Raw genomic sequence first — 15003 nt, forward strand, 5'->3', positions numbered from 1 at the left:
GCGAACAATTCGCATTCTCTTTAACGAAGGGACATCCAAACAGGAGCCCTTCCCGACATGCGAGCCGCCGCCCTCAACGCGAGACGCCTGCTTCTTGCCACCACCGCGCTCTGCGCGGGCCTGGCCGCGCTTCCCGCAGCGGCGCAGGAAACTCCTGCGGCGGCCCCGGCTGAGGCGCTGGAGCTCCCGGAGATGGACGTCCGCGCCACGGCCTGGCGCTCCTGGCAGCCCATCCGCGGCTATGTCGCCCCCGTCACGACCACGGGCTCCAAGACCGACACGCCGCTGATCGAGGCGCCGCAGTCCCTCGGCATCGTCACGCGCCAGCAGATGGACGACCAGGGCGCGCAGAGCGTCTCCCAGGCCCTTCGCTACACGGCCGGCGTGCTGCCCGAGGTGCGGCCCAGCGCGCGCTATGACAGCGTCTTCGTCCGCGGCTTCGGCGGGCAGGGGACGGGTGCCGCCTTCGTGAACATGCAGGACGGGCTCCGCCAGGGGCGCGGCGCGCAGTTCGGCGTGCCCAATACCGACCCTTGGCTGCTGGAGCGCATCGAGGTGCTGCGCGGCCCGGCCTCGGTCCTCTACGGCCAGACCGGCGCGGGCGGCCTCGTGAACCTCGTCAGCCGCCGGCCGACCGACCAGCGCATCAACGAGGTGCGCCTCGAGGCCGGCAGCAACCAGCTGATGCAGGCGGCCTTCGACTTCGGTGGGCGCGCGACCGAGGACGGCCGCTGGACCTATCGTCTGACCGGCATCGCGCGGAACGCCAATACCCAGGTCGACCACGTGCATGAGCAGCGCATCGCCATCGCGCCCGCTTTGACCTGGCGCCCGACCGACAACACGACGATCACCTTCCTCGCCAGCTACCAGAACGATCCCTATGGCGGCTTCTACAACTTCGTGCCGGCGACCGGCACGGTGCTGTCGAACCCCAATGGCCGCATCCGTTCCAACTTCTTCGGCGGCGACCCGAACTACGATCGCTTCCGCCGCGAGCAGGCCTCGATCGGCTATCAGCTCGAGCATCGCATCGACCCTGTTTGGACCGTGCGCCAGAACTTCCGCTACTCGCATATCGATGCGGAGGTGAACGTCCTCTCCATCCAGTCGATCAACAACAACCGCACCGGCGTACGCTCCGCGAGCTACGTCTCGGATCACAGCAACTCCTTCTCGCTGGACAACCAGGCGCAGGCTCAGTTCACCACCGGCGCGGTGCGCCACACGGTGCTGATGGGCGTGGACTGGTTCCGGAATTCGGCGCGGGTGCGCGCCGCGACGATCACGGCCAATGTCCCGACGATCGACCTCTTCCGCCCGGTCTACTTCCAGAACGTCCCCGTGATCTTCGCCGGCAATACCGGCCTGACGAACCAGGAATCGGACCAGGTCGGCCTCTATGCGCAGGACCAGATCGCCTATGGCCGTTGGCGCTTCAACATCGGCCTGCGCTACGACATGGCGCAGACCGGCACCACGCGGCACAACGCCGCGGGTGGGCCGCTGCCTCAGACCTCGCAATATGACGACCGCCTGACCTGGCGTGCCGGCGCGCTCTACCTCTTCGACAACGGCTTCGCGCCCTATGTCAGCTACTCGACCTCCTTCCTGGCCAATTCCGGGACGCAGGCGCCGCAGCGTGGCGCGGGCACCTTCGCGCCGACGACGGGCGAGCAGATCGAGGTGGGCATCAAGTACCAGCCGCCGGGCATGAACAGCTTCATCCAGCTGGCCGGCTACCAGATCACCCAGCAGAACGTGCTGACGCGCGACCCGCTCTACACGACCTATTCGGTCGCGACCGGCGAGATCCGCTCGCGCGGCATCGAGCTCGAGGGGCGGGCGAGCCTGACCAACAACCTCGACCTGATCGGCACCTATTCGTACATCGACGCCGAGGTCACGCAGTCCAACACGCCGGGCGTGCGCGGCAACCGCGTGCCGCAGGTGCCCAACCACATCGCGAGCGGCTGGGCCAATTACCGCTTCACCGAGGGCCCGCTGCGCGGCCTGCAGCTGGGCGGCGGTCTCCGCTACATCGGCGAGACCTTCGGCAACGACACGAACACCTTCAAGGTGCCCGCCGTCACGCTGGTGGACGCCGCGATCCGCTACGATTTCGGCGCGCGCTTCGAGCGTCTGACGGGGCTGGAGGCGACGATCAACGCCTCCAACCTGGGCGACAAGGAGTATATCTCGAGCTGCTCCTCGATCACCGCCTGCTACTTCGGCAACCGCCGCACCATCCTCGCCGGCCTCCGGGCGAGGTGGTGAGCACCTCTTCGGCCCTGGGCCGGCGCGGCGCGCTGGCCCTGCTGGGCGGGGCGGCCGCGCTGCCTGCCGTCGGCGCGGAAGATCCTCCGGTGACCCTGCTGCGCACGCGGCAATGGGACCTGGCCGGGCCGGGCGGCCCCCGGCGCATCTTCGCCTACCGGCCGGAGGGCGAGCCGCCGGCGGGCGGCTTTCCGGTCCTCTACCTCCTGGACGGCAACGCGGTCTTCCTCACCGCCGTCGAGGCGCTGCTCGTGCAGCAGCGCCGCGCGCAGGCGACCGGCGTGCATCCGATGGCGATCGTCGCCGTGGGCTACCCGACCGCCCAGCCCTTCGACACGGCGCGACGCGCCCGCGACTACACGCCGGCCTTCCCCGGCGCGCCCGAGGGTTCAGGCGGCGCGGATGCCTTCCTTGATCAGCTGTTGGGGGGCATCGCTGCCTCGGTTGCCGAGCGGATGCCGGTGAACCCGGCGCGCGCCGCGCTGTTCGGGCATTCCTATGGCGGGCTCTTCGCCCTGCATGCCTTCCTGACGCGGCCGGGCGCCTTCCGCCGGACCATCGCCGCCAGCCCGTCGCTGTGGTTCGCGGGTGGCGCGATGATGGAGGCGGTGCGCCGCTTCGTCGCCAGCCCGCCGCCGAACCTGCCCGAGCTCGGCCTGCTGCTGACCGTGGGCGGCCTCGAGGAGGAGGATCCGGCCATGCCGCCGGCCCGCCAGGCCACCCTGCGCGAGCGCGCGATGGTCAGCCGCGCGCGGGAGGTGGCCGGTCTCCTCTCCGGCCTCGGCCCGCGCGGGCCCGAAGTGGGCTTCCAGCTCTTCGACGGCGAGAACCACGGCTCGGTCCTGCCGGGCGCCGTCAACCGGGCCCTGCGCTTCGTGGGCTGAGTCTGGAGACGCGCCTCAGCGCGCCTCCGCGAGTTCCCCGCCGGCGATGAGCAGGTGCCGCTCGTGATGCGCCGCGACGGCCGGGCGGTGGGCGATGGAGAGGATGGCGGTTCCCGGCAGCCTCTCCTTCAGCAGCTCGTACAGCCGCTGTTCGGCCGCCGGGTCCAGGCTGGCCGTCGCCTCGTCGAGGAAAAGCCATTTCGGCTTGTGCAGAAGCGCCCGGGCCAGGGCCACCCGCTGCTGCTCGCCGCCCGAAAGCTGCTGGGCCCAGTTCTCCTCGCTGTCGAGCCGCGGGGCGAGATGCCCGAGGGCCGTCTCCTCCAGCACCGAGGCGATCTCGGCCTCGGTGAAATGATCGGCGGCGGCCGGATAGGCCAGGGCGCGCCGCAGGGTGCCGAGCGGCAGGTAGGGCCGCTGGGGCAGGAAGAAGGGCGTCTCGCCCGCCGGGAAGCTCACCTGGCCCGAGCCGAAGGGCCAGATGCCGGCGATGGCGCGGAAGACGGTGGACTTGCCGCTGCCCGAGGCGCCGGTCAGCACCGCGCGCTCGCCGGGCTGGAGCTCCAGCGCGCCGTTCTCCAGCAGCACGCGGCCGTCGGGCAGGGTCAGGTGCAGGCCTTCCACGCGCACGGCGTCCGAAGCCTCGGCCGTCGCCCGCACGCCCTCGCCATGGTCCACCGCCGCATGCGCGGCCTCGATCGCGTCGCGGAAGCCGGTGAGGCGCGCCACGGTGGCGCGCCATTGCGTGAGGTCGGCGTAGTTGTCCACGAACCAGGACAGCGCGCCCTGCACCTCGCCGAAGGCCTGCGCCGTCTGCGTCAGCCCGCCGAGGGGAATGGCGCCCGAGAAAAAGCGTGGCGCGGCGACGACGAAGGGAAACACCGTTGCCAGCTGGGCATAGCCCGCGGTGAAGAAGGTCAGCCGCTTGGTGGCCACCATCAGCGACCACCAGTTGCCGACCACGCCCCGGAAGCGGTTCCCGAGGGTGGCTTCCTCCTCCGCCTCGCCGCGATGCAGGGCGACGCCCTCGGCGTTCTCGCGGAAGCGGACCAGGGCGTAGCGGAAATCCGCCTCGACCTTCTGCTGCTGCACGCTCAGCCGGATCAGCGGGCGGCCCACCAGATGGGCGAGCCAGGTGCCGAGGACCGAGTAGATCAGCGCGACCCAGACCATGTAGCCCGGGATCTCGATGCCCAGGATCGTGGCCGGCCCCGACAGCGTCCAGAGGACGAAGAGGAACGAGAAGAGCGTCACCACCGTGCGCATCAGGCCAAGGCCCAGCACCAGCGAGGAATCCACGAAGAGCTTGGCGTCCTCGGCCAGGCGCTGGTCGGGGTTGTCGGTGCCGCGATCGGTGAGGGCGATGCGGTAATAGGCCCGCTTCTCCAGCCAGGAGGCGAGCATCGTCTCCGTGATCCAGCGCCGCCAGCGGATCTGCAGGGCCTGGCGCAGGTAGAGCGCATAGACGGCGACGAGGATGTAGGCGACCGCGATCCACATGAAGCCGGGCATCAGCCCGCTATCGGTGTTCTGCCAGGTGAAGAGCAGGTGGAAGAAGGCGCCCGCGTCCCGCGCCTCCAAGACGTTGAAGAATTCCCGGTTCCAGTAGGAGAGCAGCACCGTCATCGCGACCAGCGAGAGGTTCAGCACGACGACCGCCGCCAGCAGCCCGCGGGCCTTCCAGCGTTCCTCGCTGCGCCAGTAAGGCAGCGCGAGGGAAAGACCCTCGCTCAACGGGCGGAGGATCTTCTTCATGCGTCGCGTTTCCTGGGATGGAGCGAAGGACGAGGTTTCGAAAGGTCGATCCGGGTGGCTACCACCAGGCGGCCGGCGCGCTTGCTCATCGGGCGCCGTGGCGGTGAGCCGGCCGGGTCATTCCGTGGCGGAAGCCCAGCGCAGGCGGATCACGCCGCGCATTTCCTCGGGCGGGACCGGCTTGCCCTTGCGGAGGATCTCGATCCGGCCGGTCGCCGCCAGACGCGCCGCGGCCTTGCGGACCGGGCCGAGCAGGGGGCGCCAGTTCTCGGCATCGAGGCCGGCCGCGACCTCGGAGGGCGAGATCGAGGCCCGGGGGCCGGCGGCCTCCGTGCGGGCGAGGATCTCGGCCTCGATCGCTTCGGGGGACGCGCTCATGCCGGATCTCCCGGGATGACGGGCTGAAGCGGGGCGGTCAGGGGTGATGAGGCATGCATCGCCTCATCAATGGCACCTCGCGGCGCCGGCGCAAGGGGCTCATCCGCCCCAGGCCGGAAAGGGATCGGGCAGGCGGGCCTGGCCCCGGGCGCCGGCCGACCATTCCGCCTCCGTCAGCAGGGTGGCGTCGAGCTGCGCGCGCAGGGCTGCCTCGTCCATGCCGATGCCGATGAAGACGATCTCCTGCCGCCGGTCGCCCGCGGGTTCCTGCCAGAGGCGGCGGATCATCTCCTGCCATCCGGGCTCCTCGGGCCAGCGCTCGGGCGGGACGGCCGCCCACCAGTGGCCCGCGCCCTGGTGCCGGCCGATGCGGCCCGCGAGCTGCCATTCGCCCACCCAGTCCGGCCGCGTGGCGAGCCAGAAGAAGCCCTTGGCGCGGACGACGCCGGGCAGGTCGCCCTCGATCAGCGCCTTGAACCGCGCCGGATGCAGCGGGCGTCGCGCCCGCCAGACGAAGCTGGCGACGCCGTATTCCTCGCTCTCCGGCAGGTGGCCGCCGGCCAGGGCCTGCTGCCAGCCGGCGGCGTCCTGCGCGCGCTCCATGTCGAAGCGGCCGGTATCGAGCAGATGGCCGAGCGGCACGCGGCCATGCTCGGCGACGAGGATCGCGGCGCCCGGATTGAAGGTGGCGAGCAGGGCCTTCAGCCGGCCGAGCTCCGCTGGCGAGACGAGGTCCGCCTTGTTCACCACGAGGGTGTCGGCGAATTCCACCTGGTCGATCAGCAGGTCCACGAGCTGGCGGTCGTCGCCTTCGCCCGCGGCTTCGCCGCGCTGGCGCAGCGTGTCGGCGCTGGAGAAGTCGTCGAGGAAGGCCCGCGCATCCACGACGGTCACCATGCTGTCCAGCTGCGCCACGTCGGCGAGCCGGAAGCCGTCCTCGGCGGCGAAATCGAAGGTGGCGGCAACGGGCATGGGCTCGCTGATGCCCGTGCTCTCGATGATGAGCGCGTCGAAGCGCCCCTCGGCCGCGAGCTGCGCGACCTCGCGCATCAGGTCCTCGCGCAGGGTGCAGCAGATGCAGCCATTGGACATCTCGACCAGCCGCTCCTCGGTGCGCGAGAGCGCCCCGGTGTTGCCGACCAGCGAGGCGTCGATGTTCACCTCGCTCATGTCGTTGACGATGACGGCGACGCGACGGCCCTCGCGATTGGCCAGCACGTGGTTCAGCAGCGTCGTCTTCCCGGCGCCGAGAAAGCCGGAGAGGACGGTGACGGCCAAGGGGCGGGGGGCTGGCTTCATGGGGTGGGCTCCGGTTCGTCGATGCAGAGGAGGAGGCGCCAGCGCTGCGCCTCCGGCAGGTCGGAAAGCGGCGGCGAGCGGTGCAGCGCATGCCCGCCGGGACGGCGTCGGCCGCGGAAGAGCGCCACGGCGCAGCGGGGGATCTGCTCGGGGCTCGCGGCTATCTCGGGATCGTCGCCCATGACCCATTGGGTGCCCGGCCCGGCATAGGTGACCAGCATCCGGTAGCCGACCGCATCGACATGGAATTTCCGGCAGGCATCGCCGGTGATGCCCTCCAGCCGCAGCCGAACCGTCTCTGAACGGGTGAGGGCGCCGAACAGGGTGGCGAGGCGGAAGATGTCGGTCAGGAACTCCGCGGGCGCGCCGTCCGGCAGCTGGGTGCAGAGCCCGTCCAGCGCGGCCTCGGGCGGTCCTTCGCCGGTGGCGCGGAAGGCGCCGCCCTCGCGCATCGGGCGCAGCGACCGGGCGAAATGCCGGGGCTCCTCACGCAGCCAGACGGCCAGGGCCACCTGCGGATGAAGGGCGGCCAGCAGCGTGTTCTCGGCGGCGCCGACGACGGCGCGGGCCGCGGCATCCATGGATCTGGCCTCGGGGGCGAAGGCCTCGCAGAAGAGGGGCATGAAAGTAATAGTATAACATAACTTATCGAAATCAAGCGGCTCTCCGGCCGCCTTGCCCTTTCGGCTTCACCGCCGTATCCGCGGGGCAACCTCTCGGAAGGATCAGTCATGCCCGCCATTGCCGACATCATCGCCCGCGAAGTGCTCGACAGCCGGGGCAACCCGACTGTGGAAGCCGAGGTCATCCTGGATGACGGCTCGCGGGGCCGCGCCATCGTTCCCTCGGGCGCCTCGACGGGCGTGCACGAGGCGGTCGAGCTGCGGGACGGCGACAAGTCGCGCTACGGCGGCAAGGGCGTCACCAAGGCGGTCGCCAATGTCGAAGGCGAGATCTTCGACGCGATCGGCGGCATGGAGGCGACCGACCAGGTCCGCATCGACAGCCTGATGATCGAGCTGGACGGCACGCCCAACAAGGCGCGCCTCGGCGCCAACGCCATCCTCGCCGTCAGCCTGGCGGTGGCCAAGGCGGCCGCCCAGGCCCATGGCCAGCCGCTCTACCGCTACGTCGGCGGCACCTCGGCGCGCACCCTGCCGGTGCCGATGATGAACATCATCAACGGCGGCGCGCATGCCGATAATCCCATCGACATCCAGGAGTTCATGATCATGCCGGTGGCCGCCGGCTCGATCGCCGAGGCCGTGCGAGTGGGCTCCGAGTGCTTCCACGCGCTGCGCAAGGCGCTGCATGATGCCGGCCACAACACCAATGTCGGCGACGAGGGTGGCTTCGCGCCGAACATCGGCAGCGCGGAAGAGGCGCTGGCCTTTATCGCCAAGGCCTGCGAGGCCGCCGGCCATCGCCCCGGCGAGGATGTGGAGTTCGCCCTGGACTGCGCCGCGAGCGAGTTCTTCAAGGGCGGCAAGTACGTCATGGCGGGCGAGGGCAAGACGCTGGATGCCGGCGGCATGGTCGACTACCTGGCCGGCCTCTGCGCCAAGTTCCCCATCGTCTCGATCGAGGACGGCTGCGCCGAGGACGACTGGGAAGGCTGGAAGCTGCTGACCGACAAGCTCGGCGGCAAGGTCCAGCTGGTGGGCGACGATCTGTTCTGCACCAACCCCGAGCTGCTGACGCGCGGCATCGAGGCGGGCGTGGCCAATTCCATCCTCGTGAAGGTGAACCAGATCGGCTCGCTGACCGAGGCGCTGGAGGCGGTCGAGATCGCGCATCGCGCCGGCTACACGGCCGTGATGAGCCACCGCTCGGGCGAGACCGAGGACAACACCATCGCCGACCTCGCGGTGGCCACCAATTGCGGGCAGATCAAGACCGGCTCGCTGAGCCGTTCGGACCGGCTGGCCAAGTACAACCAGCTGATCCGGATCGAGCAGGATCTGGGCCCGGCCGGGCGCTACGCAGGCCGGACCATCCTGAAGCGCTGAGGCGCTTCCTTCCGAATTTCGGAAACTCTCGGAATCTAAACGAAAATTCTGGCGCTGGCAGGAGCTTTACCCTTGCCAGCGCCGAGTCTTTGGTGATTCCCTGGCGGCGGCGCCGGGGGGCGCTTCGGGGGATCAATGGGTTTCGGACGCGCCATCATCCGCGGCATCAAGTTCTTGGCCGCACCGGTCATCCTGGCGAGCGTTGCGGCTTTCTTCATCTGGCATGCTTCGCATGGGGATCGCGGCCTGATCGCCCGCGAGCAGCGCCTGACCGAGATCGCGGCCGCGCGGCTGGAGCTCCACCGCGCCACCGACGAGCGCGAGGCGGCGGAGCGCCGAGTCAACGCCATGCGCGGCGACCAGCTGGACCGCGATCAGCTCGAGGAGCGCGCGCGGGCCATGCTCAATCTGACGACCAGGGATGAGATCGTGATCCCCTATCCCCAGAACCGTCGCCTCTACTGAACCCAGGCATATCAGCGGCCTAGCAACATTGTTGCGTCGCAGCATGCAAGCATGCTGTGAACCACTATCCGGTTAAAGTGAATATTGCGTTGCAATAATTGGGTTTTTCCGGAAAAGCTCAGCCTTGCGAAGGTTGCGGCGCCGGCTTAACTGTGGGGCATCTCCAGGGAGACGCCTATGCCCGATGCCGCACCGTCCAAGCGCCGCGCCAAAGGCGCTGCAAAGGAAAAGGAAATGCAGATGGGGCATAATGCCCTGCTGCGAGCCTATCGGGACATGCTCCTGATCCGACGCTTCGAGGAAAAGGCGGGCCAGCTTTACGGCATGGGCCTCATCGGCGGCTTCTGCCACCTCTACATCGGCCAGGAGGCCGTGGTGGTGGGCATGCAGGCCTCGCTCAAGCCCGGTGACCAGGTGATCACCTCCTACCGTGACCACGGCCACATGCTCGCGACGGGCATGGAGGCGCGCGGCGTCATGGCGGAGCTGACCGGGCGCATCGGCGGCTACTCCAAGGGCAAGGGCGGCTCGATGCACATGTTCAGCCGGGAGAAGGGATTCTTCGGCGGCCATGGCATCGTCGGCGCGCAGGTGAGCCTGGGCAACGGCCTGGCCTTCGCCAACATGTACCGTGACAACGGTCAGGTGGCGCTCGCCTATTTCGGCGAGGGCGCGTCCAACCAGGGCCAGGTCTTCGAGAGCCTGAACCTCGCGGCGCTGTTCAAGCTGCCCTGCATCTTCATCATCGAGAACAACAAGTACGGCATGGGCACGAGCGTCGAGCGCGCTTCCGCCAGCCGTGACCTGTCCAAGAACGGCGCGCCCTGGGGCATTCCGGGCGAGCAGGTCGACGGCATGGACGTGCAGTCCGTCTTCGAGGCGGCGCAGCGCGCGGTCGCGCATTGCCGCGCCGGCAACGGCCCGTATCTGCTGGAGATGAAGACCTACCGCTACCGCGGCCATTCCATGTCCGACCCCGCGAAGTACCGCACGCGCGAGGAAGTGCAGAAGATGCGCGAGCAGCACGACTGCATCGAGACGGCGCGCAGCCAGCTCATGGGCCAGGGCGTGACCGAGGCCGACCTCAAGGTCATCGACGACGAGGTGAAGGCCATCGTGACCGACGCTGCCGAATTCGCGCAGACCTCGCCCGAGCCGGACGAAAGCGAACTCTGGACCGACATCCTGGTGGAGGCGAAGTAAGATGGGTGTCGAGATCCTGATGCCGGCGCTGTCCCCCACCATGACGGAGGGCAAGCTGGCCAAGTGGCTGAAGAAAGAGGGCGACGCGGTGAAGTCCGGCGATGTGATCGCCGAGATCGAGACCGATAAGGCGACCATGGAGGTCGAGGCCGTCGACGAGGGCACCATCACGAAGATCGTCGTGCCCGAGGGCACGGAGAATGTGGCCGTGAACTCCCCGATCGCCGAGCTCGACGGCGGTGCCGGCGGCGGCAAGGCCGCGCCCGCCCCCGAGGCCAAGGCCGAGGCTCCCGCCGCGCCGAAGGGCGAGGACCACGCCGTGGTCGCCGCCAAGCCGCACCCGACCATCGCGGCGACGCCGGTTTCCGTCGCGCCCGAGAAGGATTGGGGCCCGACCAAGTCGATCACCGTCCGCGAGGCGCTGCGCGATGCCATGGCCGCCGAGATGCGCGCGGACAAGGACGTCTTCCTCATGGGTGAGGAGGTCGCGCAGTACCAGGGCGCCTACAAGATCAGCCAGGGCCTGCTGGACGAGTTCGGCCCGAAGCGCGTTCTCGACATGCCGATCACCGAGCACGGCTTCACCGGCATGGCCGTGGGCGCGGCCTTCACCGGCCTGAAGCCCATCGTCGAGTTCATGACGTTCAACTTCTCGATGCAGGCCATCGACCAGATCATCAACTCGGCTGCCAAGACGCTCTACATGTCCGGCGGCCAGCTGGGCTGCCCGATCACCTTCCGCGGTCCCAACGGCGCGGCCTCGCGCGTCGCGGCCCAGCACAGCCAGTGCTATGCCAGCTGGTACGCGCATTGCCCGGGCCTGAAGGTCGTCGCCCCCTGGTCTGCGGCCGATGCCAAGGGCCTGCTGCGCGCCGCCATCCGCGACCCGAACCCGGTCATCTTCCTCGAGAACGAGATCCTCTACGGCCACAGCTTCGAATGCCCGACGGATGAGGACTTCGTCCTGGAGATCGGCAAGGCGAAGGTGGAGCGCGAGGGCACGGACGTCACCATCATCGCCTTCTCGATCATGGTGGGCCTGGCGATGCAGGCGGCGGACAAGCTGGCCGAGCAGGGCATCAGCGCCGAGGTGATCAACCTCCGCACGATCCGCCCGCTCGACATCGAGACCATCGTGCGCAGCGTGAAGAAGACCAATCGCGTGGTGACGCTGGAGGAGGGCTGGCCCTTCGCCGGCATCGGCTCCGAGCTCGCGATGCAGGTCGTCGAGAACTGCTTCGACGATCTCGACGCGCCGCCGGTGCGCGTGCATGGGCTCGACATCCCGATGCCCTATGCGGCCAATCTCGAAAAGCTGGCCCTGCCGCGGCTGGAACAGGTGGTCGAAGCCGTCCACTCTGTGACCTACCGCTAAGGGGAGCGAGACCTATGGCCACCGACATCCTGATGCCTGCCCTGTCGCCCACCATGACGGAAGGCACGCTCGCCCGCTGGCTCAAGGCGGAGGGCGACAAGGTGAAGTCCGGCGACGTGATCGCCGAGATCGAGACCGACAAGGCGACCATGGAAGTGGAAGCCGTGGACGAGGGCATCCTCGGCAAGATCGTCGTCGCCGCCGGCACCGAGGGCGTGAAGGTCAACGCCGTCATCGCCGTGCTGGTCGAGCCGGGCGAGAAGGCGCCGAGCGGCGAGGCCAAGGCGGCACCCGCCCCGAAGCCCGCTGCCGAGGCGCCGAAGGCCGAAGCCCCCAAGGCGCCGCAGGAGGCCCCGAAGCCGGCCGCCCCGGCGCCCGCCCCCGCGGCGCAGGCGGCCTCGGGCGACCGCGTCGTCGCCTCGCCGCTGGCCAAGCGCATGGCGCAGCAAGCCGGGCTGGACCTGTCGAAGGTGACGGGCTCGGGCCCGCAGGGCCGCGTCGTGAAGGCGGATGTCGAGGCCGCGGTGAAGGGCGGCGCTTCGGCGCCCGCCGCCGCAGCAGCAGCTCCTGCAGCCGCCGCGCCGCGTCCGGCCGCGGCGCCGCCGCAGGTCCTGGGCGCGACCACGGCGCATCCGAACAGCTCGATGCGCAAGGTGATCGCGCGCCGTCTGTCGGAGAGCAAGCAGAACGTCCCGCACTTCTACGTGGCGATGGACATCCAGATCGACGCGCTGCTGGAGCTGCGCGCCAAGCTGAATGCCCGCAGCCCGAAGGAAGGCCCGGGCGCGTTCAAGCTTTCGGTGAACGACCTCATCATCAAGGCCGCCGCCGTCACGCTGAAGCGCATCCCGGCCGTGAACGCGGCCTGGACCGACGAGGCGATCCTGCGCTTCAACGACGTGGACATCAGCGTCGCCGTCTCGATCCCCGACGGGCTCATCACGCCGATCGTGCGCAATGCCGACGTGAAGGGCCTGTCGGCGATCAGCAACGAGATGAAGGACCTGGGCGCCCGCGCCAAGTCCGGCAAGCTGAAGCCCGAGGAGTTCCAGGGCGGCGGCTTCAGCATCTCCAACATGGGGATGTATGGCGTCACGCATTTCGCGGCCATCATCAACCCGCCGCAGGCCGGCATCCTCGCCGTCGGCGCGGGCCAGCAGCGGGCGGTCGTGAAGGATGGCCAGCTTGCGGTCGCGACGGTCATGACCTGCCAGCTCAGCGTCGACCACCGCGTGATCGACGGCGCGCTGGCGGCGGAATGGCTGCAGGAGTTCAAGGCCATCGTGGAAGAGCCGCTGAGCCTGATGCTCTGACGATGGCGCCCGATCGTCCGAGCGGAGCAAGGACGTGAATCGGTCGCCCGGCATGGCGCCCGATCGTCTGCGCGGAGCGAGGTCGTGACGGCATCCCGCGGCGAATATGCGTGGCGGGAGACTTCGCCGGAGGATGTCGCGGACATCCACCGGCTGCTGCATGCGCTGGCGGTCTACGAGAAGATCGAGCACGAATTCGTGTCGACGCGGGAACAGCTCCATCAGGCGCTGTTCGGTGCCCCGCCGCTGGCGCAGGCCATGCTGGCGGAGGTCGGCGGCAGGCCCGTCGCGGTCTGTCTCTGGTACCGCACTTTCTCCAGCTTCGCGGGGAAGGCCGAGCTCTGGATCGAGGATGTCTTCGTGGAGCCGGAGCATCGCAACAAGGGGATCGCCCGGGCGGCGTTCCGCCTCGTCGCGCAGCGGGCGCTGGACGAGGGCTGCGCCGGCATCGGCTGGAACGTGCTCGACTGGAATGCGCCCGCCATCGCGGCCTATCGCGCGATGGGCGCCGTCGGGCGTGAGGAATGGACGGATCAGCGCGTCTCGGGGCAGGCCCTGGTCGCGCTAGCAGGAAGGGGCTGAGGCATGGCCGACAATTACGATCTGGTGGTGGTGGGCTCCGGCCCGGGCGGCTATGTCGCGGCCATCCGCGCCGCGCAGCTCAAGATGAAGGTCGCGATCGTGGAGCGCGAGCACCTGGGCGGCATCTGCCTCAACTGGGGCTGCATCCCGGCCAAGGCGCTGCTGCGCTCCTCCGAGATCTTCCACATCCTCCAGACGCTCGACCATTACGGCCTGAGCGCGGAGAACGTGAAGTTTGACATCGCCAAGATCGTGAAGCGCAGCCGGGGCGTGGCCTCGCAGCTGTCCGGCGGCGTGAAGTTCCTGATGAAGAAGAACGGCATCACCGTCATCGACGGCAGCGGCAAGCTGGCCGGCGGCGGCGGGAAGATCGCCGTCGAGAAGGACGGCAAGAAGGTCGCTGACCTGGTCGCTAAGAACATCATCCTGGCCACCGGCGCGCGCGCCCGCGTCCTGCCGGGCATGGAGCCGGACGGCAAGCTGGTCTGGACCTACAAGGAGGCGCTGGTCCCCGACAGCGTGCCCAAGCGGCTGATCGTCATCGGCTCGGGCGCCATCGGCGCGGAATTCGCGAGCTTCTACCGTGACCTCGGCAGCGAGGTGACGCTGATCGAGGCGCTGGACCGCGTGCTGCCGGTCGAGGATGCCGAGGTCTCGGCCTTCGTGAAGAAGGCCTTCGAGAAGCAGGGCATGAAGGTCCTCGTCGGCGCGCAGGTGAAGGGCGTGAAGAAGGGCGCCTCCACCGTGACGGCCACCGTGGAGATCGGCGGCAAGACGCAGGAGATCGAGGCCGACCGGCTGATCTCCGCCGTCGGCATCGTCGGCAATGTCGAGGGCCTCGGCCTCGAAGGCACCAAGGTGCAGGTCGAGCGGACGCATATCGTCGTGGATGGCTATGGCCGCACCGGCGAGCCCAATGTCTTCGCCATCGGCGATGTCGCCGGCCCGCCCTGGCTTGCGCACAAGGCGAGCCACGAGGCCATCACCTGCGTGGAGTTCATCGCCGGGCTGGAGCCGCATGAGTTCGACGGCAGCAACATCCCCGGCTGCACCTATTGCCGCCCGCAGGTGGCCTCGGTCGGCCTGACGGAGGCCAAGGCCAAGGAGCTTGGCCATGAGGTGAAGGTCGGCCGCTTCCCCTTCATCGGCAACGGCAAGGCCATCGCGCTCGGCGACACCGAGGGCTTCACCAAGACCGTCTTCGACGCCAAGACCGGCGAGCTGCTCGGCGCACATATGGTCGGCCCCGAGGTGACGGAGATGATCCAGGGCTACACCATCGCGCGCAGCCTGGAGACGACGGAAATCGACCTCATGCATACCGTCTTCCCGCACCCGACGGTGTCGGAAACCATGCACGAATCCGTCCTCGACGCCTTCGGCCGGGTCATTCACATCTGAGGTCTGGGCCGCCCCGCCGTCATGGGCGGGGCGGATTTTCCGGGGATGTGAAACCGCCCACCCGC

The 15003-nt window shown here is 69.1% G+C and carries 13 protein-coding genes; 9 read left to right on the top strand and 4 right to left on the bottom strand.

Features of this window, described 5'->3' with window-relative positions; translation table 11 throughout:
* Positions 1 to 57 precede the first annotated feature (57 nt).
* Positions 58 to 2277 (top strand): TonB-dependent siderophore receptor, encoded by a 2220-nt coding sequence (locus tag KHU32_RS17150; protein ID WP_213671371.1) that lies wholly within the window; start codon positions 58 to 60, stop codon positions 2275 to 2277.
* Positions 2274 to 3161: an alpha/beta hydrolase gene (locus KHU32_RS17155; protein WP_347265569.1), complete on the top strand. Its 888-nt coding sequence runs from the start codon at positions 2274 to 2276 to the stop codon at positions 3159 to 3161. The genes KHU32_RS17150 and KHU32_RS17155 overlap by 4 nt, the downstream gene beginning before the upstream one ends.
* A gap of 15 nt (positions 3162 to 3176) precedes the next feature.
* Here the strand turns inward: KHU32_RS17155 and KHU32_RS17160 are convergent, their stop codons facing one another.
* From KHU32_RS17160 to KHU32_RS17175, 4 genes are all read right to left on the bottom strand, one after another.
* Positions 3177 to 4913: an ABC transporter ATP-binding protein/permease gene (locus KHU32_RS17160; protein WP_213671372.1), complete on the bottom strand. Its 1737-nt coding sequence runs from the start codon at positions 4911 to 4913 to the stop codon at positions 3177 to 3179.
* Positions 4914 to 5030: 117 nt separating this feature from the next.
* The gene (locus KHU32_RS17165) at positions 5031 to 5291 is read right to left on the bottom strand and encodes a DUF3253 domain-containing protein (RefSeq protein WP_213671373.1); all 261 of its coding nucleotides are present in this window, start codon (positions 5289 to 5291) and stop codon (positions 5031 to 5033) included.
* A gap of 99 nt (positions 5292 to 5390) precedes the next feature.
* Positions 5391 to 6590: a GTP-binding protein gene (locus KHU32_RS17170; protein WP_213671374.1), complete on the bottom strand. Its 1200-nt coding sequence runs from the start codon at positions 6588 to 6590 to the stop codon at positions 5391 to 5393.
* Complete coding sequence (locus tag KHU32_RS17175) at positions 6587 to 7213, bottom strand: DUF1826 domain-containing protein (protein WP_213671375.1); 627 nt, start codon at positions 7211 to 7213, stop codon at positions 6587 to 6589. Before KHU32_RS17175 ends, KHU32_RS17170 begins: the two co-directional genes overlap by 4 nt.
* A 108-nt stretch (positions 7214 to 7321) precedes the next feature.
* On the opposite strand from KHU32_RS17175, the gene eno reads away from it, so the two are divergent.
* The 7 genes from eno (at position 7322) to lpdA (ending at position 14938) form a co-directional block, all read left to right on the top strand.
* Positions 7322 to 8599, top strand: coding sequence for a phosphopyruvate hydratase (gene eno, locus KHU32_RS17180; RefSeq protein WP_213671376.1), 1278 nt, complete (start codon positions 7322 to 7324; stop codon positions 8597 to 8599).
* A gap of 135 nt (positions 8600 to 8734) precedes the next feature.
* The gene (locus tag KHU32_RS17185; protein ID WP_213671377.1) at positions 8735 to 9064 is read left to right on the top strand and encodes an FtsB family cell division protein; all 330 of its coding nucleotides are present in this window, start codon (positions 8735 to 8737) and stop codon (positions 9062 to 9064) included.
* A gap of 240 nt (positions 9065 to 9304) precedes the next feature.
* On the top strand, positions 9305 to 10267 hold the full coding sequence (pdhA, locus tag KHU32_RS17190) for a pyruvate dehydrogenase (acetyl-transferring) E1 component subunit alpha (protein WP_213671378.1): 963 nt from the start codon (positions 9305 to 9307) through the stop codon (positions 10265 to 10267).
* A gap of 1 nt (position 10268) precedes the next feature.
* A complete protein-coding gene (locus KHU32_RS17195; RefSeq protein WP_213671379.1) occupies positions 10269 to 11642 on the top strand; it encodes a pyruvate dehydrogenase complex E1 component subunit beta in 1374 nt (457 codons plus the stop codon).
* A 14-nt stretch (positions 11643 to 11656) separates the two neighbouring features.
* A complete protein-coding gene (locus KHU32_RS17200; protein WP_213671380.1) occupies positions 11657 to 12955 on the top strand; it encodes a pyruvate dehydrogenase complex dihydrolipoamide acetyltransferase in 1299 nt (432 codons plus the stop codon).
* 84 nt (positions 12956 to 13039) lie between these two features.
* Entirely contained in the window at positions 13040 to 13537 is a 498-nt protein-coding gene (locus KHU32_RS17205) for a GNAT family N-acetyltransferase (protein ID WP_213671381.1), read from the top strand.
* 3 nt (positions 13538 to 13540) lie between these two features.
* On the top strand, positions 13541 to 14938 hold the full coding sequence (gene lpdA, locus KHU32_RS17210) for a dihydrolipoyl dehydrogenase (RefSeq protein ID WP_213671382.1): 1398 nt from the start codon (positions 13541 to 13543) through the stop codon (positions 14936 to 14938).
* The last annotated feature ends 65 nt before the right edge of the window (positions 14939 to 15003 follow it).

It is taken from the genome of Roseococcus pinisoli, assembly GCF_018413645.1.
GTDB lineage: Bacteria > Pseudomonadota > Alphaproteobacteria > Acetobacterales > Acetobacteraceae > Roseococcus > Roseococcus pinisoli.